We start from the raw sequence: 20,634 nt of genomic DNA on the forward strand, positions 1-20,634 counted from the left end.
GGAACTCATGCGCGTATTGCTGGTCGAAGACGATCCCGACATCTCCCGCCAACTGAAGCAGGCCCTCGGCGACGCGGGCTACGCCGTCGACCACGCCGCCGACGGCGAGGAGGCTCACTACCTCGGCGAAAACGAGCCCTATGACGTCGTGGTGCTGGACCTCGGCCTGCCGAAGATCGACGGCGTGTCGGTGCTCGAGCGCTGGCGGCGCGAGGGCAAGACCACGCCGGTGCTGATCCTGACCGCGCGCGCGGCCTGGTCGGACAAGGTCGCCGGCTTCGACGCCGGGGCCGACGACTACCTGACCAAGCCGTTCCACACCGAAGAGCTGCTGGCCCGCCTGCGCGCCCTGCTGCGCCGGGCCGCCGGCCACGCCGCCCCGTCGCTGTCCTGCGGCGGCCTGCGCCTCGACCCGCGCGCCGCCCGCGCGTCGGTCAACGGCGAGCCGCTGCGCCTGACCTCGCTGGAATACCGGCTGCTGCACTATCTGATGATGCACCAGGGCCGGGTGATCAGCCGCACCGAGCTGGTCGAACACCTGTACGACCAGGACTTCGACCGCGACTCCAACACCGTCGAGGTGTTCGTCGGCCGGGTGCGCAAGAAGATCGGGTCCGACCGCATCGAGACCGTGCGCGGTCTCGGCTACCGCCTGGTGCCGCTCGAGGGCGAGGCCGCGGCTTGAGCGGCGAGGCGCAGGCCCCCGCCGAAAACGGGCGGGGGCGGCCGCGCGAAGGCTCGCTGGTCCGCCGCCTGATCGCGCTGGCGGCCGGCTGGATCCTGGTCGCCCTGATCCTGACCGGCGCGGTCCTGACCACCTTCTTCAAGCAGGCGGCGCTCAGCCGCTTCCAGGACGGGGTGGCCGAGATCGCCGAGGGCCTGCTGGCCGGCACGACCGTGTCGGCCGACGGGAAGGTCGCCGCGCCGGACCTGATCGACGCCCGGTCGCTGCGCACCTATTCGGGCACTTACTGGCAGATCGCCGAGCCGACCCCGGCCGGCATCCATCCGCTGTCGCGCTCGCGCTCGCTGTGGGACGCCGACCTGGACGGCCCGCCCAAGGGCCTGGAGCAGGCGATCGCCAGGCTGGGCAAGCCGGTGTTCTACGACGCCGTCGGCCCCGACGGTCGGCCGCTGCGGGCGGTCGCCATCGTGGCCCTGCTGCCGGAACGGACCGAGCCGCTGATCTTCATGGCCGCCCAGGACCGCACGCCGGTGGACCAGGACGCGCGCCGCTTCGCCACCCTGACCTGGATCGCTCTGCTGCTGTTGGGCGGCGGCCTGGTCGCCGCCGTGCTGCTGCAGGTGCGCGTCGGCCTGTCGCCGCTGTTCGACCTGGGCCGGGCCATCGCCCAGGTGCGCCAGGGCAAGGCCCAGCGCCTGACCGGCGTGTGGCCGCGCGAGATCTCGCCCCTGGCCGGCGAGCTGAACGCCCTGCTGGACCACAACCAGGAGGTCGTGGAGCGCCAGCGCACCCACGTCGGCAACCTCGCCCACGCCCTGAAGACCCCGATCTCGGTCATGCTGGCCGAGACCGAACGCCACCCGGGCGAGCTCGCCGAGGTGGTCTCGCGCCAGGCCGCCGCCATGCGCGGCCACGTCGATCACCACCTGCGCCGCGCCCGCGCCGCCGCCCGCGCCCAGACCGCCGGCGAGCGCACCCTGATCGAGCCGGTGATGGACGAGCTGGCCGTCACCCTGGAGCGGGTGTTCCAGGACAAGGGCGTGGTCATCGACTGGCGGGCGCCGGAAGACCTCTGGTTCCGCGGCGAGCGGCAGGACTTTTTGGAGATCGCCGGCAACATCATGGAGAACGCCGGGAAATGGTGCCGCGGCCGGGTCCGCGCCGACGCCACACCGTCCGGGCCGGGACGCCTGACCCTCACCGTCGAGGACGACGGGCCGGGCCTGCCGGCCGACCGCCGCGACCAGGCGCTGAAGCGCGGCGCCCGGCTGGACGAGAGCGCGCCGGGCTCGGGCCTGGGCCTGTCCATCGTCGACGAACTGGTCCGCGCCTATGGCGGCCGCCTGACCCTGGGTGACGCGTCCATGGGCGGCCTGAAGGTCGTGGTCGAGCTGCCCGCCGCGGAGACCTGAATAAGGTCAGCCGAATTTTAACCTTACGGGGTTATCGCGGATGGGAGGCGCCGTGCGGCGCCGCTCGGAGCGCGTTCATGCCCGGTCCCACGACGGCTCAGTTCGAGGCGATCCGCAGCCTGCTGCAGGCCGCGCCCGACCACGCGCTCGCCCATCTCGCCTCCGCCCTGGCCAGCGCGCACGCCGAACCGGTGCGCCGCGTGCGCGACATGCTCTCCGCCGAGCAGGCCGACCGGATCACCCGCAAGGCGGTGTTCGCGCCGCTGACGCCCATGTTCGAGCCGCGCCCTGACGCGCTCGCGGGGCCGGCCTTCCCCAGGCGCGTCCTGAATTCCCTGTGGCGGACCATGAAGACCTCGGACGCGGGCCTGATCGCCGCGGCCGAAGAGGCGCGCCTGGACTGGCGCAACGGCGACCCGACCCCGCCGGAGTTCGACCGCCTGTGCGCGCGCGCCGCCGCCCTGCTCGCCCAGCGGCCGCAGGACTTCTTCCCGGAGGGCGACGCCGCCCGCGTGCGCGAACTGGTGCTTTATCTGGGCCTCACGCCGATCGCGCGGCAGGCGCTGCTGCACCTGGCCGGCTGGGTCACCCGCCTCAGCGAAGAGCGGGCCGCCGTGCTGAAGCTGACCCTGAAGGACGCCGACGCGGTCTCTTCCGACGGCGTGCCGCGTCTGCTCGAGATCCTGTTCGGGCACCTCCCGGAACCCGCCTTGGTGCTGCGCCTGATCTCGGCCGCCACCGACCGGGCTAGCGACCGCTATCTGGCGGAATCGGAACTCGCCGCCTTCGGCGATCGCCTGCTGACCGAGGCCGAGGCCCGCCTGGACCGGCTGAAGACCTTCAACCCGGACACCGGCCCGGCCGGCGCGCGCCGCGCGGCCGACGACGTCGCCTTCGTCTGCGCCACCCTGGCCGAGTTCGAACAATCGGTGGACCTGTCGCGCGAGGGACCGTGGGGCAAGCGCGTGGCGGCCGCGCGGGCGACCGCGGCCTCGACCATGGAGAGCCGTCTGCGCGACGTGGAAGAGGCGGTGGCCGCCGCCCTCCCGACCCAGAGCGTGCGCGTGGCCGGCCGCATGAGCCGCGCCGCCCCGAGCGTCGCCAGCGGCCCCGATCCCCGCGCGGTCGAGCGGGCGCACGCCATGGTCGCCCTGCTGGACGCCGCGCGCACGTCGGCCGGCGTCGGCGGCTATGGCTCGCTGCGCAACAGCATCGCCGAGAAGCTCGGCGAACGGCTGGAGGGCTACGCCGACGAGGTCGTCCACCTGCTGAACCACGGCGAAGCCCCCGATGAGACCCGCGCGCGGGCCTATCTGGAGGTCGCGGCCCAGTTCATCGCCCTGGTCCGCGACGCGAAGGCCGCCCAGGTGGTGCGCCGACGCGCCGCCGCGGCCGGTGGCGGCGCCCCCCTCGCAACCGAGCGCCTTAGGGCGTAAGGAGCGCTCCGTAACCGGAGCGCTCATGTCCGTGGTCTTCTGGCTCGCCGCCGCCCTGCTGTCCGCCGCCGCCTTCGCGGCCGTGATCTGGCGCGCGTCGCGGGCCGTCGCGGCCCCGTCCGAAAGCCCGGAACTGACCGTCTATCGCCGCCACCTGAGCGAGCTCGAGGACCTGCGCGCGCGCGGCCTGCTGGACGAGGACGGCTACGGCTCGGCCCGCGCCGAGGCCGGCCGGCGCCTGCTGGCGGCCGAGGATCGCGCGGGGGAGCCGGAGCGCGCGGGCGACCCGCGCCGCGACCGCCTGATCGCGACCGGCGCGGCGCTGGCCGCCGTCGCCGGCGCGCTGGGCCTGTATCTCGCGGTCGGCTCGCCCGGCATCCCCGACCAGCCCTTCGCGGCGCGGCTGAAGGCCTGGCGCGCGTCCGACCCGGCCACCCTCGGCGCGCCGCAGATGGCGGCGGTGCTGACCGACCTGGTGAAGGAGCGACCGACCGATCCGCAGCTGTGGATCTTCCTCGGCCGCGCCCAGGCCGCCGCCGGCGACCCGCTGGACGCCGCGCGCGCGCTGGAGCAGGCCGTGCGCCTGCAGCCCGAGAAGGCCGACACCTGGGCGGCCCTGGGCGAAGCCTTCGTCCAGCTGAACGAGGGCGAGGTCGGCGCCGACGCCCGGCGCGCCTTCGACCAGGCGCTGAAGATCGATCCGGCCTCGCCGACCGCGCGCTACTTCCTGGGCCGCGCCGAGATCGACGCCGGTCGTCGCGACCAGGGCCTGGCCATGTGGCGGACGCTCGCCGCCGCCTTGCCGGCCGACGATCCGCGCCGCGCCGCCCTGACGTCGGAAATCGCGCGCGTCGAAGCCGGCCCGAGCGCCGCGGCCCAGGCTGTCGCCGCCGCCGCGCCGGAGGATCAGGCCCAGATGATCCGCGGCATGGTCGACGGCCTGGCCGCCCGGTTGGCGGCCCAGCCGGACGATCCCGACGGCTGGGCGCGCCTGATCCGCGCATACGGCGTGCTGGGCGACGCCGACGCCCAGACCAAGGCCCTGGCCGGCGCCCGCAAGCAGTTCGCCGACCGCCCGGCGGTGCTGGCCGAGATCGAGGCGGCGGCGCGGAAATGACGCGCCGTCGTTCTTTCGCCTCCGCGGGCCCGCAGACTATGTTTCCGCCGCAATACGAATAGCCCGTCGCACAGCATGGCCCTCCTGCCCAAGTCCCCCAAGGCGCGCCGACGCCTCTACGTGGTCGCCGCGATCGCCCCGGTGCTGGCCGTGGCGGTGGGCCTGTCGCTCTACGCCATGCGCGACGCGGTGGTGTTCTTCTACGGCCCCTCCCAGGCCCAGACCCAGCATGTCCCGCCCGGCCGGGTGGTGCGCCTGGGCGGCCTTGTCGAACAGGGCAGCGTGGTCCGCCACGGCGACGTCGTCACCTTCGCCGTGACCGACAAGGTCGCGACGACCAAGGTGACCTATCGCGGCGACCTGCCCGACCTGTTCCGCGAAGGGCAGGGCGTGGTGGCCCAGGGCGCCTTCGACGCGTCGGGCGCCTTCACCGCCACCCAGGTGCTGGCCAAGCACGACGAGACCTACATGCCCCGCGAAGTGGCCGACGCCCTGAAGGCCAACGGCGAGTGGCGCGGCGCGGGCGCGCCGAAGACCGCCTACGCAGGCGTCCGATGATCGCTGAACTCGGCGCCTTCGCGCTTCTCCTCGCCCTATGCCTGTCCGCGGCCCAAGCCGGCCTGTCGGCCGCCGGGCGGGGGCTGAACAGCCCGTTGCTGCGCGGCGCCGGCGAGGGCGCGGCCGCCGCCGCATTCGGCGCCGTGGCGATCGCCTTCGCGGCCCTGACCGTGGCCTTCGTCACCTCGGACTTCTCGGTCGCCAACGTCGCGGCCAACTCCCACACCGACAAGCCGCTGCTCTACAAGGTGGCCGGCGTCTGGGGCAGCCACGAGGGCTCGCTGCTGCTGTGGTGCCTGTGCCTGACCGGCTTCGGGGCGGCGGTGGCCCTGCTGGGCCGCGGCCTGCCGGCCGGCCTCAAGTCCCTGACCGTGGCCAGCCAGGGCGCGCTGGGCGTGCTGTTCCTGGCCTTCGCCGTCTTCGCCTCCAACCCGTTCCTGCGCCTGGACCCGGCCCCGCTGCAGGGCCGCTCGCTGAACCCGCTGCTGCAGGACCCGGCGCTCGCCTTCCACCCGCCCTTCCTCTACGGCGGCTATGTCGGCTTCTCGATCGTCTTCTCCTTCGCCATCGCCGCCCTGATCGAGGGCCGGGTCGACGCGGCCTGGGCGCGCTGGGTGCGGCCCTGGACGCTGGCCGCCTGGAGCCTGCTGACCGTGGGCATCGCGCTCGGCGCCTTCTGGGCCTACTACGAGCTGGGCTGGGGCGGCTGGTGGTTCTGGGATCCGGTCGAGAACGCCAGCTTCATGCCCTGGCTGGTCGGCGCGGCCCTGCTGCACTCGGCCATCGTCACCGAGAAGCGCGGAGCGCTGCCGGGCTGGACGGTGTTCCTCGCCCTGGCCGCCTTCACTTTCTCCATGCTGGGCGCCTTCCTGGTGCGTTCGGGCGTGCTGACCTCGGTGCACGCCTTCGCCGTCGACCCGGCCCGCGGCGTGCTGCTGCTGGGCATTCTGGGCGTCGCCGCCGGCGCCGGCTTCGCGCTGTTCGCCTGGCGCGCGCCCAGCTTCGCCCCGGGCGGGGTGTTCGCCCCGGTCAGCCGCGAATCCACCCTGGTGCTGAACAACGTCTTCCTGTCGGCCGCCACGGCGACCGTGCTGCTCGGCACCCTCTATCCGCTGATCGTCGAGGCGGTGCGCGGCGACGCCGTCTCGGTCGGCGCGCCCTACTTCAACCTGACCTTCGTGCCGCTGATCGCCGCCGCCCTGGTGATCCTGCCCGCCGGCCCGCTGCTGGCCTGGAAGCGCGGCGACCTGAAGGGCGTGCTGCAGCGCCTGTGGGCCGCCGCCGGCCTGGCCCTCCTGGCGTCGGTCGCCGCCTACGCCCTCTACGATCCCAAGAAGGCCTTCGCCGCGCTGGGCGTGGGGCTGGGCGTCTGGCTGATCGCCGGCGCCCTGGTCGAGGTGGCCGAGCGCGCGAAGCTGGGCCGGGTGTCCGGCGCGGAGGCCTGGCGGCGCCTGAAAGGCCTGCCGCGCGGCGCCTGGGGCATGACCCTGGCTCACGTGGGCCTGGGCGTCTTCGTGCTGGGCGCCTGCACCGAGACCGCCTGGAAGGTCGAGGCGGCCGAAACCCTGGCCCTGGGCCAGACCATGCGCGCGGGCGCCTACGAGCTGAAGCTGGAGCAGGCCAGCTCCGTCGACGGCCCGAACTATCTGGCCGAGCGCGGCGTGCTGGTGGCCACCAAGGGCGGGCGCGAAGTCTGCCGGCCCGAGCCCGAGCGGCGGTTCTATCCGGCCGGGCGGCAGACCACCTCGGAGGTGGCGCTGTGCTTCCGCGGCCTGAGCGACCTCTACGTCGTGCTGGGCGAGCGTCGGGCGACCGAGGCGGGCGAGCCGGCCTGGCTGGTGCGCGCCTACTGGAATCCGTGGGCGCGGCTGATCTTCCTCGGGCCGCTGCTGATGGCGATCGGCGGCGCGATCTCGCTGAGCGACCGGCGCCTGCGCCTGGCCGCCGTCCGCAAGGCCGCGCCCGCCGCCAAGGTCGAGGCCGCCGCATGAAGCCCCGCATCGCCGTCCTGACCCGCGCCCTGGCTACGGCCGCGGCCCTGCTGTGCCTGGCCGCCGCCTCGGACCCGTCCGAGCGCCTGCCTGATCCCGCCCAGGAGTCGCGCGCCCGCGCCCTGTTCCAGGAGATCCGCTGCGTCGTCTGCCAGAACGAGTCGATCGACGACTCTGACGCCGACCTGGCCGGCGACCTTCGCCGCATGGTCCGCGAGGAGGTCGCCGCCGGGCGAACCGACGCGCAGATCCGCACCGGCCTGGTCGACCGCTACGGCGAGTTCGTGCTGCTGAAGCCGCGCTTCTCCTGGACCAACGCCGCGCTGTGGACGGCGCCTTTTCTGGTGGTGATCCTCGGGGGCGTAGCCCTCCTGGTGGCTACCCGCCGTTCGCGCCAGGTCCAGCCGGCCGCGCTGACCCCCGAAGAAGAGGCGCGTCTGGCGCGACTTACCGACAACACCGTTCCCCCCGTCGACGAAATTACGTCGAAAGGACGCCCGTAGACTGACAGAAGGGTAACTTGAGGTTGGCGCGCAGCCGGGCCATGCCACTATATCTGTGACGAAGCGTTCACACCGGCGGGAGCCGGGGGCTTATCAGTCCGCAAAGCGAAACGGCGCGAGCATGATGCTGAAAGACAAACGGTTCATCGTAGGCGCGGTGATGGGGGTGGGGCTGGCCGGCGCCGTGGGCGTGGGCGTGGGCCTGAGCATGCCGCGCGCCGAAGCCCAGCCCTCGAAGGCCGAACTGGTTCGCACCGCCGCGGCTGGACCGGTCGTCTTCGCGCCTCCGCCGGGCGCGCCGCTGTCTTTCGCCGACATCATCGAACGCGTGTCGCCGGCCGTCGTGTCGATCGACGTGAAGACCCACGTCAGCGCCGAGTCGCTGCGCCGCATTCCGGGCTTCGAAAACTTCCCGTTCGAGGGGCCGCAGGCTCCGGGCCAGGGCGGCCAGGGCGGCCAGGGCGGCGGTCAGGGCGGTGAAGCGCCGGAACTGCCTGAGCAGTACGGCTCCGGCTCCGGGTTCCTGATCTCGCCGGACGGCTACATCGTCACCAACAACCACGTGGTCGAGAACGCCGAGGAGATCACGGTCAAGCTCCAGGACGACCGTGAGCTGAAGGCCACCGTCGTCGGCCGCGACGAAGGCACCGACCTCGCCGTCATCAAGATCGAGGGCAAGAACTACCCGTACGTCCAGTTCGAGCTGCAGGCCAAGCCGCGGGTCGGCGACTGGGTGATCGCGGTGGGCAACCCCCTCCAGCTGGGCCACACGGCCACCGCCGGCATCGTCTCGGCCTACGGCCGCGACATCGGCGAGCAGTACGTCGACTACATCCAGATCGACGCGCCCATCAACCGGGGCAACTCGGGCGGCCCGACCTTCGACATCTACGGCCGCGTCATCGGCGTGAACACGGCGATCTACTCGCCGACCGGCTATTCGGTCGGCATCGGCTTCGCCATTCCGGCCGACGTCGCCGACGCGGTCACCAAGCAGCTGATCGCCAACGGCAAGATCGAGCGCGGCTACATCGGCGTCACGATCGGCGACCTTACGAAGGACATCGCCGAGAGCCTGAACATGGCCGGCACCAAGGGCGCCTACATCACCGAGACCGTCCCGGGCGGCCCGTCCGACCGCGCGGGCCTGAAGCCGGGCGACATCGTCCTGCGTATGAACGGCCAGGCGATCACCAGCTCCACCGACCTGACCCGTCAGGTCGGCCGGGTGAAGGCCGGCGAGGTGATCCACCTCGACGTGCTGCGCGGCGGCAAGGCCCAGACCATCAACATCCGCTCGGGCACGCGTCCGTCGGAAGCCGAACTTGCGCGGCTGAACAGCAACCAGGACGAGGGCGGCCAGGCCGCGCCGGGCGCCCAGGGCGTCGTGGGAACGGCCGTGCTGGGCATGAACGTGGCGCCGCTCGACGCCGCCAACCGCAAGCGCTTCAGCATCGACAACTCGGTCAACGGCGTGGTCGTGACGGCCAACCCGGCGCCGCGTTCGGACGCGGCCAAGAAGGGCCTGAAGGCCGGCGACGTGATCGTGCTGGCCGACAACCGGCCGGTGACCAGCGTGCAGGAACTGCAGTCGATCGTCACCGCGCTGAAGAACGCCAAGCGTCCGAGCGTGCTGCTGCTGGTCAACCGCGACCGGCGCAACGTGCCGGTGCCGATTGATCTGAAAGACTGATAGTGGGGCGGGCCCCGTGTCGGGGCCCGCTCGTCGTTTCGGGGGCGAAATGCGCGTACTGATCGTCGAGGACGACACCGAGGCTGCGGGCGCGATGGTCCGCGGCCTGACCGAGGCCGGGCTGCAGTGCGCCCACGCCGCCGACGGGGCCGAGGGTTTGCTGGCCGCCCGGGCGGGCGATTACGACGTCTATGTCGTCGATCGCATGATGCCGCGGCTGGACGGCCTGGCCATGGTCGAGACCCTGCGCAAGGACGGCGACCAGACGCCGGTGCTGTTCCTCTCGGCGCTGGGCGAGATCGAAGACCGGGTGACCGGCCTGAAGGCCGGCGGCGACGACTATCTGGTCAAGCCGTACGCCTTCGCGGAGCTGGTGGCCCGGGTCGAGGCGCTGGCGCGCCGCCGCGAGACCGGCTCGGTGCAGACCGTGCTGAAGGTCGGCGACCTGGAGATGGACCTGATCGGGCGGCGGGTGACCCGCGCCGGCCAGGAGATCGACCTGCAGCCGCGCGAGTTCCAGCTGCTGGAGTTCCTGATGCGCCACGCCGGCCAGTCGGTGACCCGCACCATGCTGCTGGAGAAGGTCTGGGAGTACCACTTCGACCCCCAGACCAACGTCATCGACGTGCACATCTCGCGGCTGCGCTCGAAGATCGACAAGGGCTTCGACCGCGCCATGCTGCAGACCGTTCGCGGCGCGGGGTATCGCCTGGAGGCGTGAGGACCGGCTCGTGCGTCTGCCTTCGATCTTCCGGCGCACGCCCTTCCGGCTGACGCTCCTGTTCCTGGCGTTGTTCGCGACGACGTCCAGCGCGCTGCTGGCCTACATCTACATCGCCACGGCGGCTGAGGCCCGGCGGCGCGCGGAGCAGGACGTGCGCCGCGAGCTGGCGGTGCTGGAGTCGGTCTACAACCAGCGCGGCAAGGACGCGCTGAACGCCGCGCTGGTCGAACGAACCCTGCGCGGCGGCCCCTACCTGTTCCTGATGATGGACGGCCAGCGCCGCGCCATCACCGGCAACATCTCCGAGAGCCCGATCGAGGACGCCGAGGGGCCTGAGACCTGGGCCAGCTTCCGCATCAGTGACGCGGACGCGCGCGGGCGCGTGGTGCGCCGCTCGGCGCGCGGGGTCGAGGTGGCGCTCGCCGGCGGCGAGCGCCTGTTCGTCGGCGAGGACATCGGCGACACCGAAGCCCACCTGGCCCGCGTGACTCAGGCCCTGTGGGGCGCGGGGGCGCTGGTCGTGCTGCTGGGCCTGGGCGGCGGCCTGCTGATCAGCCGCAACGTCGAGCGCCACATGGCCGGTCTGAACCGGGTCGTTTCCGCGGTCGAGGAGGGCGACATGCATGCGCGCGCCACCCTCCGAGGCAGCAAGGACGAGTTCGACGAACTGGCCGGCGGCATCAACCACATGCTCGACCGGCTGGAGCAGTCGATGGCCGGTCTGCGCCACGCCGGCGACGCCGTGGCCCACGACCTGCGCTCGCCCCTGACCCGCATGCGCGCCAAGCTGGAGGTGGCCCTGATCGAGGTGGAGGCCGGCAAGGGCGACCCGCGCGCGGCGCTGGAGACCGCGCTGGACGAGGCGGACGGCCTCCTGAAGACCTTCAACACCGTGCTGGCCATCGCCCGCCTGCAGGCCGCCGGCCAGGCCCCCGATCCGGTGGTGTTCGACGCCGCCGAACTGGCCGCCGACATGGCCGAGCTCTACGAACCGGCCTCCGAGGACAAGGGCCTGGAATTCCAGGCGGAGGTCCACGCCAACCTGCCGGTGAGGGGCAACCGCGCCTTCGTGGCCCAGGCCCTGGCCAACGTCATCGACAACGCCATCAAGTACACGCCCGAGGGCGGCGCGGTGATGCTGCGCGCCCGGCGCCGCTCGTCGGGCGACGTGGAGTTCTCGGTCACCGACACGGGCCCCGGCGTGCCTGAGGAAGACCGCCTGCGGGTGGTGCAGCGCTTCGTGCGCTTGGAGAACAGCCGCTCCGAACCCGGCTCCGGCCTGGGTCTGTCGCTGGTCGCCGCCGTCGCCGAGGCGCACGGCGGGCGCCTGGAGCTCGACGAGGGGCCGGGCAAGGTCGGCGAGATGGGCCCCGGCCTGCGCGTCGCCCTGGTCTTCCCGCCGGCCCCGGCCGCCTGATTTCACGTCGCCGCGCAACCCGGCGCGCCCCTTCCCGGTTTATGGCGCAGCTTGAAGCGGGCCGGGGAGCGCGATGGCCGAATTGCGTTTTGAGGATGCGAACACTGCGCCTGTGATCCCGGCGGGCGGCCCGCGAGTCCTCTTCTTCGTCCACAACGTCGCCGAAAGCACGGTGCGCAAGCGCGTGCTGGCCTTCCGCCAGCACGGCGCGGAGGTGGCGACCGCGGGCTTCCGGCGTCTGACCACTGATCCCGACTTCCAGCCCGACTGGCCGCACACCGAATTCGGGGTGACCCGCGACCGGGCCTTCGTGCGCCGGGCCGCCCAGCTGGCGGGGGCGGTCGCCAGCCTGTTCTTCAAACGCGGCGAAATCGCCGAGGCCGAGGCGATCTACGCCCGCAATCTCGACATGGCCCTGCTGGCGGTCGTGGCGTCAGGCCTCTCGGGGCGGCGCGCGCCCTTCGTCTATGAGGTGCTGGACGTCCACCGCATGCTCGCCTCGGACAAACCGCTGTCCTTCATCGGCCGCGCGGTGGAGCGGCTGGTGCTGAAGCGCGCCGACCTGCTGGTGGTTAGCTCGCCGGCCTTCGTGGACCGCTACTTCACCGCCCGGCAGAAGTGGCAGGGGCGCACCGTCCTGCTCGAGAACAAGGTGCGCGACACCCCGCTGCGTCCGCCCCGACCCATCCGACGTCCGCCGCCGCCCGGCGCCCGGCCGAAGTGGACCATCGGCTGGTTCGGCGCGCTGCGCGACCAGACCAGCCTGGACCTGCTGACCCGGCTGGCCGACCGGCTGGGCGACCAGGTCGAGATCTACATCCGCGGCTATCTCGCCGGCGTCTCGCCCGAGGCGTTCGAAGCGGCCCAACGGCGGCCGAACGTCGTGTTCGGCGGGCCGTACCGCAATCCCGAGGACCTGGCGGAGATCTACGGCCGGGTCCATTTCGCCTGGGCCGTCGACCTGTTCGACGGCGGTCTGAACTCCGACTGGCTCTTGTCCAACCGCCTCTACGAGGGCGGCCTGTACGGCGTTCCGGCGCTGGCCGCGGCGGGCACGGAGGTGTCGCGCAAGGTGGCGGACCTGGGCCTGGGCTGGAGCTTCCCCGCGCCCTACGACGAGGCGGTGGCGGCCTTTCTGGCGACCCTGCACGCCGACGTCTGGGCGGCCAAGGCGCGCCACATCCTCAGCCTGCCGGAAAGCGCCTTCGTCGACCTCGGCGACACCCGCGCCCTGGTGCAGACCGTGCGGGAACTGGCCCGGCCGCGCGAAATCCGTTTCGGCGCGGCGGAGGTCCTGTCGTAGTCATGGGCGCATGCAGACCAGCCCGCTCGTCGACCGCCTTCGTCCCTGCGGCCCCGTAACCGACTCGGCCGCCGCCGAGCGCGTGCGCGAGGTCTTGGCCGACTCGGCCGACGCGGCCGGCTGGAGCGACCTGCTGGCGGACGCCTGGCCGGCCCTGGCCCCGGTGTTCGGCGCCTCGCCCTACCTGGCCAGCCTGGCCCGCCGTTCGCCCGACCGCCTGCGCACCATCCTGGAGGCCGACCCCGACGCGCGCCTGGAGGAGCTGCTGGCGGCCACCGACGCAGCGGCCGGCAGCGTCGCCACGCCGGACGAACTGAAGCACCGCCTGCGCGTGCTGAAGGGCGACGCCCACCTGCTGACAGCGCTGTCGGACCTGGGCGGGGTCTGGGACCTGGACCAGGTCACCGGCGCCATCACCCGTTTCGCCGACGCCACCGTGCGCTCCGCCCTGGACGGCATCGCCCGCGAGGCGCGCCAGCGCGGGCGCTTGCTGGGCGAGCCGTCGGCCGAGCACGGCCCGATCCCCGGCCTGTTCGGCCTCGCCATGGGCAAGCACGGCGCCTTCGAGCTGAACTACTCCAGCGACATCGACGTCTCGCTGTTCTACGACCCGGAGGTGCTGCCGGTCAGCGAAGCGGTCGAGCCGCAGGCCTTCGTCAACCGCGTGGCCCAGGCCCTGACCAACCTGCTGTCGGAGCGCACGGCCGAGGGCTACGTGTTCCGCGTCGACCTGCGCCTGCGCCCCGATCCGTCGACCACCCCGCCGGTGGTCCGCGTGCCCGCGGCCCTGGTCTACTACGAGACCGTCGGCCAGAACTGGGAGCGGGCTGCCTTCATCAAGGCCCGTCCCTGCGTCGGCGACCTGCCGGCCGCCCAGGCCTTCCTCGACGAGCTGCGCCCCTACGTCTGGCGGCGCAGCCTGGACTTCGCCGCAGTGGCCGACATCCATTCGATCAAGCGCCAGATCCACGTCTGGCGCGCCGACGAGCGGCTGGAGGCGGCCGGCGCCAACCTGAAGCTCGGGGCCGGCGGCATCCGCGAGATCGAGTTCTTCGTCCAGACCCAGCAGTTGATCCTGGGCGGGCGTGATCCTTCCCTGCGCTCCTCGCGCACGCTCGACGCGCTGGAGGCCCTGCGCCGGGCCGGCCACGTGACCACCGGGGCGACGCGCGACCTGACCCGGGCCTACGAGCGCCTGCGCGCTCTGGAGCACCGGGTGCAGATGCTCGAGGACGAGCAGACCCACACCCTGCCGGAAGACGCCGAGGCCCGCGCGCGGGTCGCGGCCCTGGCCGGGGAGGGAGACCTGGGCGCTTTCGACGCGTCGGTCGCGACCACGCTCAAGACCGTCAACCGCCGCTACGGCGAGCTGTTCGCCGAAGAGGAGCAGCTGTCCTCGCGCTTCGGCAGTCTGGTGTTCACCGGCGTGGAGGACGACCCGTCGACGCTGGAGACCCTGGCGCGGATGGGCTTCTCCAACCCCGCCCAGGTGTCCTCGACCATCCGCGCCTGGCACCACGGCACCATCCCCGCGACCCGCACCGCGCGCGGGCGCGAGCTGTTCACGCGCCTGGCCCCGCGGCTGCTGGAGGCGGCCCACGCCAGCGACGCGCCGGACGACGCCTTCAACCGGTTCGCCGCCTTCTTCTCGGGCCTCAGCGCGGGGGTGCAGACCCAGTCGCTGTTGCTGGCCCAGCCGGCCCTGTTCGGCCTGATCGTCGAGGTCATGGCCTCGGCCCCCAGGCTGGCCTCGACGCTCGCCCGCCGGCCGGCGGCGCTGGACGCCATCCTCGACCAGGCCTTCTTCGCGCCGCTGGACGAGGACAGCGGCGTCTGCCAGGCGATCGTGCGGGAGGGCTCCGAGGCGGCGAGCTTCGAGGCGGCGATGGACGCCGTCCGCCGCACCCACCGCGAGCAGGCCTTCCGCATCGGCCTGCAGGTGCTCTCCGGCACCGCCGGGGCGGAGGAGGCGGGCCGCGGCTTCGCCGACCTGGCCGACGCCTGTGTGCAGGGGCTGGCGCGCGCCGCCCTGACCGAGACCACGCGGGTCGGCGGCGCCCTGCCCGGCGGCGAGGTCGCGGTCGTGGCGCTGGGCAAGTTCGGCTCGCGCGAGATGACCGCCCAGTCGGACCTGGACCTGATGACGGTCTACGCGGCGGCGGATCCGGCGGCGGCCTCGGAGGGCAAGGGCTGGTCGGCCGACACCTTCTACGGACGCTTCACGCAGCGGCTGATCGCGGCGCTGTCGGCGCCCACCGCCGAGGGCGGGCTGTACGCCATCGACATGCAGCTGCGACCCTCCGGCGCGGCCGGGCCGGTGGCGGTCAGCCTGCCGGCGATGGAGGACTACTACGCCCGCGAGGCCGACACCTGGGAGCACCTGGCGCTGACCCGCGCCCGCGTGGCGTGGGCCAGTTCGCCGGCGTTCGGCGCGCGGGTGGCTGCGGCGATCGAGGCGGCGCTCCGGCGTCCGCGCGACCGGGCCGGCGCGGCGCGCGACGTCGCCGACATGCGCGCCCTGATGGAGCGGGAACGGCCGGCCCGCGGCTTCTGGGACCTGAAGCTGTCGCCGGGCGGCACGGTCGACGCCGAATTCCTCGCCCAGTTCCTGGAGATCGCCGGCGCGGGCGAGGGCGGCCCCCTGCGGGCCGGCACGCTGGACGCCCTGGAGGCGTTGAAGGCGGCCGGCGCGGCCGACGCCATCACGCTCGACCGCGTGGCCTCGGGCTGGCGGCTGCACCAGAACATCGACCAGCTGCTCAAGGCGGCGCTGGACGAACGCGGCGATCCGGACGTCGAGCCCGCGCCGTTCAAGCGCCGGCTGGCCCGCGCCGGGGGCGCGCGCGACTTCGACACCCTCAAACGCAAGCTGGCGATCGTGCGCCAGGAGACCCGCGGCGCTTTCGAGCGGATCCTCTCGACGGAAATGCGCGCGACCCCCGTTGAAGATTGAAACCGGCACGTAATCAGCCGGCTTCACGGGAGAGCCTCGATGACGAAAGCGATGCTTCTGGGCGCGGGCGCGGCGCTGCTGCTCGTGGGCGCGGCGGTCGCGCAGGACGCGAAGGGACCGCGCGGCCGCATGGCCGACACCGACGGCGACGGCAAGATCAGCCAGACCGAAATGGTGCAGGCCGAGCGCGCGCGCTTCGCCCGCCTGGACGCCAACCATGACGGCAAGGTCACCAAGGACGAGCTCGAGGCGCTCGAGACCCGCTTCATGGACGAGCGCTTCGCGCGTCTCGACACCGACAAGAACGGTCAGATCAGCAAGGAAGAGTTCGCGGCCGCGCACGAGCAGCGCGCCGGCCGCTGGGCCGGTCGCCGCGGCGTCGGCATGGGCGGCGACCGCATGGGCGGCATGTTGGGCCGGCTCGACACCAACGGCGACGGCGTAGTGACCCAGGCCGAGGCCGACGCCAAGGTCCAGGCCCGCTTCGCGGCCATGGACACCAACAAGGACGGCTTCGTGACGAGCGATGAGCGTCCGGGCAAGATGGGACGGCACGGCCGTGGACCGGGCGGTGGCGAACACTGATCCCGGCGCCTGTACGGAGCGGGCGAGCGCTGGAGGCGAGCGACAGGTTGGCGCGCGAGGGCACGGACCCGGACGAGGACGTCGTCAGACGCGTGGCCCGCGGCGATCAGGCCGCGGTCCAGGCTCTGGTCGCGCGCAAGCTGCCCCGCATGCTGTCGCTCGCCCGGCGCATGCTGGGCGACCCGGCCGAGGCCGAGGACGTGGCCCAGGAGGTGTTCCTGCGCGTGTGGAAGCACGCGCCCTCCTGGAAGCCCGGCAAGGCCAGGTTCGACACCTGGATGCACCGGGTGGCGCTGAACCTCTGCTACGATCGGCTGCGCTCCAAGCGGGAGCATCCGGTGGCCGAGCCGCCGGACCGGCCCGACCCGGCTCCGGGCGCGGAGCGCGGTCTGGAGGCCGCCCAGCTGGGCGCGCGGGTGGAGCGGGCCTTGCAGGCCCTGCCGGAGCGGCAGCGCGAGGCGATCGTGCTGTGTCACTACCAGGAACTGTCGAACATCGAGGCGGCGGCGCTGCTGGGAATCAGCGTCGAGGCCTTGGAGAGTCTGCTGTCGCGGGGCCGTCGGGCCCTGCGCGCGGCGCTCGCCGACATGGCGAGGTCTTGAGGTGAGGACGCCGAGTGTGATGGACGCGCAGCGTTTTGAAAGCCTGACGGCCGCCTACGGCGCCGATCCCGCGCGCTGGCCGCAGGCCGAGCGGGAGGCCGCCCTGGCCTTCCAGCGGGAGCACCGGGCCCAGGCCGAGCGCCTGTTGTTCGAGGCGCGGATGATTGACGCGGCGCTGGCGGAGGTCCCGATCCAGGTCGCGACGGCGGACCTGCGCGAGCGTGTGCTCGCCTCCGTGCCGCGCGCGAAAACGAAACCCGAGCGGCGCCGCCACTTCATGCCGGCGTGGCTGCCGGGCGCGGGCCTGGCCGCCGCCTGCGCGGTGGGCGTGCTGGCGGGCTCGATGGCGGTGGAGCGTGTGGCCGCGCCGGTGCAGGCCGACCAACTGGTCGCCGAGGCCGCGCCCACCATGGATGAGTTGGAGGTCGCGGGATGACGTCCCGAGGTTTGAAGATCGCGTTCGGCGTCTCCCTGGCGCTCAACCTGTTCCTGGTCGGGGTCGGGCTGGGCGGCGGGGCCATCGCCTGGAAGCACTGGAAGGACCGGCCGGGCGCCGGCCCGCCGCTGTTCGAGGCCGCCCGCGTCCTGCCGGAAGGCGAGCAGAAGGCGCTGCGCCAGTCGATGCGCGCGGTGGCGATGAAGGCGCGGCCGGACTTCGAGCAGGCGCGCACGGCCCGCCGCGAGGCGGTCCGCATCGCCTCCGCCCCGACCTTCGACCGGACCGCCGTCGCGGCCCAGCTGGACCGCTCGCGCGAGGCCGAGATCCGCGGCCGGATGGTGATGGAGCAGGGCGTGCTCGACGTCATGGCCGGGCTCAGCCCGAAGGACCGGGCCGCCATCGCACCGGCCCTGCTGCGCAAGGCCGGTCCGGGCGGCCGCCGCCATGGCCCGCCGCCGAACGCTCCGGCGGCGCCGGCGCCGGTCGCGCCGCCGGCGCCGGTGGCGCGGTAGAGGCCTATCCGATCTCCCCCCCGAGCGGAGCGCAGGGGGGAGCAGGCGGCGATAGCCGCCGTGCGGCTCCAGCCAGACTCGACGCTAGCCGCCGCCCCGTACGACCCACCGGAGACCGGATTCACGCTTTCGCGCACGGAACACGTGCGCTCCGCTGGAGCCCCCCACGCCGCCTTCGGCGGCGGCTCCCCCCAGAGGAGATCTTTAAGCCGCGTGGACCTCGGCCTGCGGGCGGTTGACCGGCAGGATGACATGGGCGGTGGTGCCGCGGCCGGGCTCGCTCTCAAGTTCGAGGCGACCCTGGTGCAGCTCGACCAGCGACTTGGTCAGGGCCAGGCCCAGGCCCGAGCCCTGCTGGGTCTTGGCGTGCTGGCTCTCGACCTGCTCGAACGGCCGCGCCAGGCGCTGCAGGTCTTCCTTCGAAATCCCGATACCGGTGTCGGTCACGCTGACGCGCACGCCGCCGCCGGCCGACCGGGCGGCCAGGGTCACCGAGCCGCCGCGCGGGGTGAACTTCACGGCGTTGGACAGCAGGTTCAGCAGCACCTGCTTGAAGGCGCGGTAGTCGGCCTCGACGTCGGGCAGGGTGGCCGGCAGGTCCAGGCGCAGCTGCAGGCCGGCGGTTTCGGCGCGGTTGCGCACCAGACGCATGGCGTCCTCGGCCACCTCCTCGATCGACACCGGCTCGAAGCGCAGGGTCATCTTGCCGGCCTCGATCTTGGCCATGTCGAGAATGTCGTTGATCAGGGCCAGCAGGTGCTGGCCGGAGTTGTGGATGTCCTGGGCGTACTCGCGGTAGCGGCGGTCGCCCAGCGGCCCGTACATCTCGCCGACCATGATTTCCGAGAAGCCGTTGATGGCGTTCAGCGGCGTGCGCAACTCGTGGCTCATATTGGCCAGGAACTCGCTCTTGGCGCGGTTGGCGCCCTCGGCCTTGGTCTTGGCGGCTTCGTACTTGCGGGCCAGCACGGCCAGCTCGGCCTGGCTCTGCTCCAGCCGTTCGACGATCTGGTGCAGCTCTTCCTCGTTGCGCCGGCGCGCGTCCTCCTGGCGCTTCACGGCGGTGATGTCGGCGGCGGTGATCACCGCGCCGCCGTCGGCGGTGGTGCGCTCGGAGATCTGCAGCCAGCGGCCGTCGTGCAGCTCGGCCTCGCGCACGCCCGGCCGGCCGTCCGGGGCGGCGGCCTCCTGGCGCACGGCCAGCTGGGCGATCTGCATGATGGCGTCGCGCGGCGCGCCCGGCTTCAGCACCCGTTGCTCGAAGCCGAACCAGTCGCGGAAGGTCTGGTTGCTCATCACCAGGCGACCCTGGCGGTTCCACAGCACGAAGGCTTCCGAGGCGCTCTCCACGGCGTCGCGCAGGCGGGCTTCGGCGGCGCGGGCGCGCGACTGGGCAGAGCGCTCCTCGGTGACGTCCAGGGCGACGCCGACGATGCGCGAATAGCCGTCCTCGTCGCGCTCGCCCACCGCCTGGCCGCGGGCCTCGATCCAGGTCGAGCGGCCGTCGACGCCCGGCGCGCGGAAGGTGACGTCGAAGGCGCCGTAGGCGGCGGCGCTCTTCAGGGCGTGCAGCACGCGCGGACGATGGTCCGGCGCGACCTTGTCCAGCAGGGCGTCGCCCTTCACGACGCCGCCGGTCCGCCAGCCGAGGATCACCGCCAGCACTTCGGAGACGTAGACCTCGTCGGCGCGCAGGTCCCATTCCCACACGCCGCAGCGGGCGGCCTCGACGGCGGTGCGGTAGCGCCGCTCGGTGTCGGCGAAGGCGCGCCGGTCGGCCCCGGCGCGGCGGGCCACGGCCCAGACCAGCAGGGTCAGGGCGCCGCCGATGGCCAGCAGGGCCAGAGGCAGCACGCGGGCGAACGGGCCGGCGCCGGCGCGGGCGGGCTCGGCCGCCACCGCCAGGAAGCCGCCCTCGGCGGTCTGGGCCCCGGCGGCGCGCAGGTCGCCGCCCTGGGGCCGCTTCGCCTCGGCCTCGCCGCCGTTGAAGGTGGCCCGCGCGTCGGCGATCGACAGGGACAGGGTCTCGTCGAGGCTGCGGCCGGTCAGTTCGGCGTCGGAGCTGGCCAGCACGCGTCCGTCCGGCGCGGCCAGCACCACCAGGTCGGGCGCGGCGCCGCCGGCCACGGCGGAAGCGGTCGGCGTGGCCGCCAGCAGCCAGGCTTCGCCGCCGGCCCGCACGGCGGTCCAGGCCCGCCCGCCGGCGGCCCCGGTCCAGGTCGCGGCCTGCGAGGTGCGCGCCGAGGTGGCGGCGTCGGACCAGCCGGCCGTCTTGCCGGTGGTGGCCAGGACGTCGCCCTCGATGGAGACGATGGCCACGCCCTCGGCCGAGCCGCTCGCCGCGCGCATGGCCAGTTCGGCGGCGTCCAACGGCGCGCCCGGGCTTGCGGTCAGGCGTTCGCCGCCGGCGCGCAGGGCGGCGCGGGCGGCGGCGATGTCGGCGCTCAGCCGGGCGGCGGCCAGCTCGGCGCGCGTGTTCAGCTCGGTGCGGTCGGCCGGGCGGGTGTCGCGCGGCACGCCGTAGAGTTCGCGGGCGTAGAAGACGGTGGCGGCGGTCAGGCCCAGCGCGGCGCACAGCACGGTGACGCGAACCCAAAGGGGCACTGCCGCGCCGTGGCGCGTCGCCAGGTCGTCGCCCGACCTGCGGTACTCCTGTGAGCGGCCGCGGCCAACCACCGGCAGCTCCCCCCCGATTCCCACTCCG

Annotated in this window: 17 protein-coding genes; 16 read left to right on the forward strand and 1 reads right to left on the reverse strand. The window is 73.3% G+C overall.

Features of this window, described 5'->3' with window-relative positions:
* Positions 1-7: 7 nt before the first annotated feature.
* The 16 genes from H8B08_RS04225 to H8B08_RS04300 all read left to right on the forward strand — a co-directional run bounded on the left by H8B08_RS04225 (position 8) and on the right by H8B08_RS04300 (position 17,930).
* Positions 8-685, forward strand: coding sequence for a response regulator transcription factor (locus H8B08_RS04225; protein ID WP_163262257.1), 678 nt, complete (start codon positions 8-10; stop codon positions 683-685).
* The gene (locus tag H8B08_RS04230) at positions 682-2,097 is read left to right on the forward strand and encodes a sensor histidine kinase (RefSeq protein ID WP_222934308.1); all 1,416 of its coding nucleotides are present in this window, start codon (positions 682-684) and stop codon (positions 2,095-2,097) included. Before H8B08_RS04225 ends, H8B08_RS04230 begins: the two co-directional genes overlap by 4 nt.
* A gap of 77 nt (positions 2,098-2,174) precedes the next feature.
* On the forward strand, positions 2,175-3,533 hold the full coding sequence (locus H8B08_RS04235) for a hypothetical protein (RefSeq protein WP_187448964.1): 1,359 nt from the start codon (positions 2,175-2,177) through the stop codon (positions 3,531-3,533).
* Between the two features lie 25 nt (positions 3,534-3,558).
* Complete coding sequence (ccmI, locus tag H8B08_RS04240; protein ID WP_187448965.1) at positions 3,559-4,650, forward strand: c-type cytochrome biogenesis protein CcmI; 1,092 nt, start codon at positions 3,559-3,561, stop codon at positions 4,648-4,650.
* Positions 4,651-4,725: 75 nt separating this feature from the next.
* Complete coding sequence (gene ccmE / locus H8B08_RS04245) at positions 4,726-5,208, forward strand: cytochrome c maturation protein CcmE (protein WP_187448966.1); 483 nt, start codon at positions 4,726-4,728, stop codon at positions 5,206-5,208.
* On the forward strand, positions 5,205-7,199 hold the full coding sequence (locus H8B08_RS04250; RefSeq protein WP_187448967.1) for a heme lyase CcmF/NrfE family subunit: 1,995 nt from the start codon (positions 5,205-5,207) through the stop codon (positions 7,197-7,199). The genes ccmE and H8B08_RS04250 overlap by 4 nt, the downstream gene beginning before the upstream one ends.
* A complete protein-coding gene (locus H8B08_RS04255; RefSeq protein WP_187448968.1) occupies positions 7,196-7,702 on the forward strand; it encodes a cytochrome c-type biogenesis protein in 507 nt (168 codons plus the stop codon). Before H8B08_RS04250 ends, H8B08_RS04255 begins: the two co-directional genes overlap by 4 nt.
* A 121-nt stretch (positions 7,703-7,823) precedes the next feature.
* The gene (locus H8B08_RS04260; protein ID WP_370545394.1) at positions 7,824-9,395 is read left to right on the forward strand and encodes a Do family serine endopeptidase; all 1,572 of its coding nucleotides are present in this window, start codon (positions 7,824-7,826) and stop codon (positions 9,393-9,395) included.
* Between the two features lie 49 nt (positions 9,396-9,444).
* Positions 9,445-10,116 (forward strand): response regulator transcription factor, encoded by a 672-nt coding sequence (locus H8B08_RS04265; protein WP_187448969.1) that lies wholly within the window; start codon positions 9,445-9,447, stop codon positions 10,114-10,116.
* Between the two features lie 10 nt (positions 10,117-10,126).
* Complete coding sequence (locus H8B08_RS04270; protein WP_187448970.1) at positions 10,127-11,536, forward strand: ATP-binding protein; 1,410 nt, start codon at positions 10,127-10,129, stop codon at positions 11,534-11,536.
* A gap of 73 nt (positions 11,537-11,609) precedes the next feature.
* Positions 11,610-12,839 carry a glucosyl transferase gene (locus H8B08_RS04275; RefSeq protein WP_187448971.1) on the forward strand — a complete coding sequence of 410 codons (1,230 nt, stop codon included), beginning with the start codon at positions 11,610-11,612 and terminating at the stop codon, positions 12,837-12,839.
* Positions 12,840-12,849: 10 nt separating this feature from the next.
* The gene (locus H8B08_RS04280; protein WP_187448972.1) at positions 12,850-15,792 is read left to right on the forward strand and encodes a bifunctional [glutamine synthetase] adenylyltransferase/[glutamine synthetase]-adenylyl-L-tyrosine phosphorylase; all 2,943 of its coding nucleotides are present in this window, start codon (positions 12,850-12,852) and stop codon (positions 15,790-15,792) included.
* 39 nt (positions 15,793-15,831) lie between these two features.
* Positions 15,832-16,377, forward strand: coding sequence for an EF-hand domain-containing protein (locus tag H8B08_RS04285; protein ID WP_187448973.1), 546 nt, complete (start codon positions 15,832-15,834; stop codon positions 16,375-16,377).
* A 29-nt stretch (positions 16,378-16,406) separates the two neighbouring features.
* A complete protein-coding gene (locus tag H8B08_RS04290; RefSeq protein WP_187449184.1) occupies positions 16,407-16,979 on the forward strand; it encodes an RNA polymerase sigma factor in 573 nt (190 codons plus the stop codon).
* 19 nt (positions 16,980-16,998) lie between these two features.
* Positions 16,999-17,415, forward strand: a complete 417-nt coding sequence (locus tag H8B08_RS04295; protein WP_187449194.1) for a hypothetical protein — start codon at positions 16,999-17,001, stop codon at positions 17,413-17,415.
* Positions 17,412-17,930: a periplasmic heavy metal sensor gene (locus tag H8B08_RS04300; protein WP_187448974.1), complete on the forward strand. Its 519-nt coding sequence runs from the start codon at positions 17,412-17,414 to the stop codon at positions 17,928-17,930. Before H8B08_RS04295 ends, H8B08_RS04300 begins: the two co-directional genes overlap by 4 nt.
* Positions 17,931-18,134: 204 nt before the next feature.
* Here H8B08_RS04300 and H8B08_RS04305 read toward each other — a convergent pair whose 3' ends face one another.
* Positions 18,135-20,534 (reverse strand): ATP-binding protein, encoded by a 2,400-nt coding sequence (locus tag H8B08_RS04305; protein WP_370545395.1) that lies wholly within the window; start codon positions 20,532-20,534, stop codon positions 18,135-18,137.
* Positions 20,535-20,634: the final 100 nt, after the last annotated feature.

Origin of the sequence: Caulobacter sp. 17J80-11, assembly GCF_014349105.1 — a bacterium.
GTDB lineage: Bacteria > Pseudomonadota > Alphaproteobacteria > Caulobacterales > Caulobacteraceae > 17J80-11.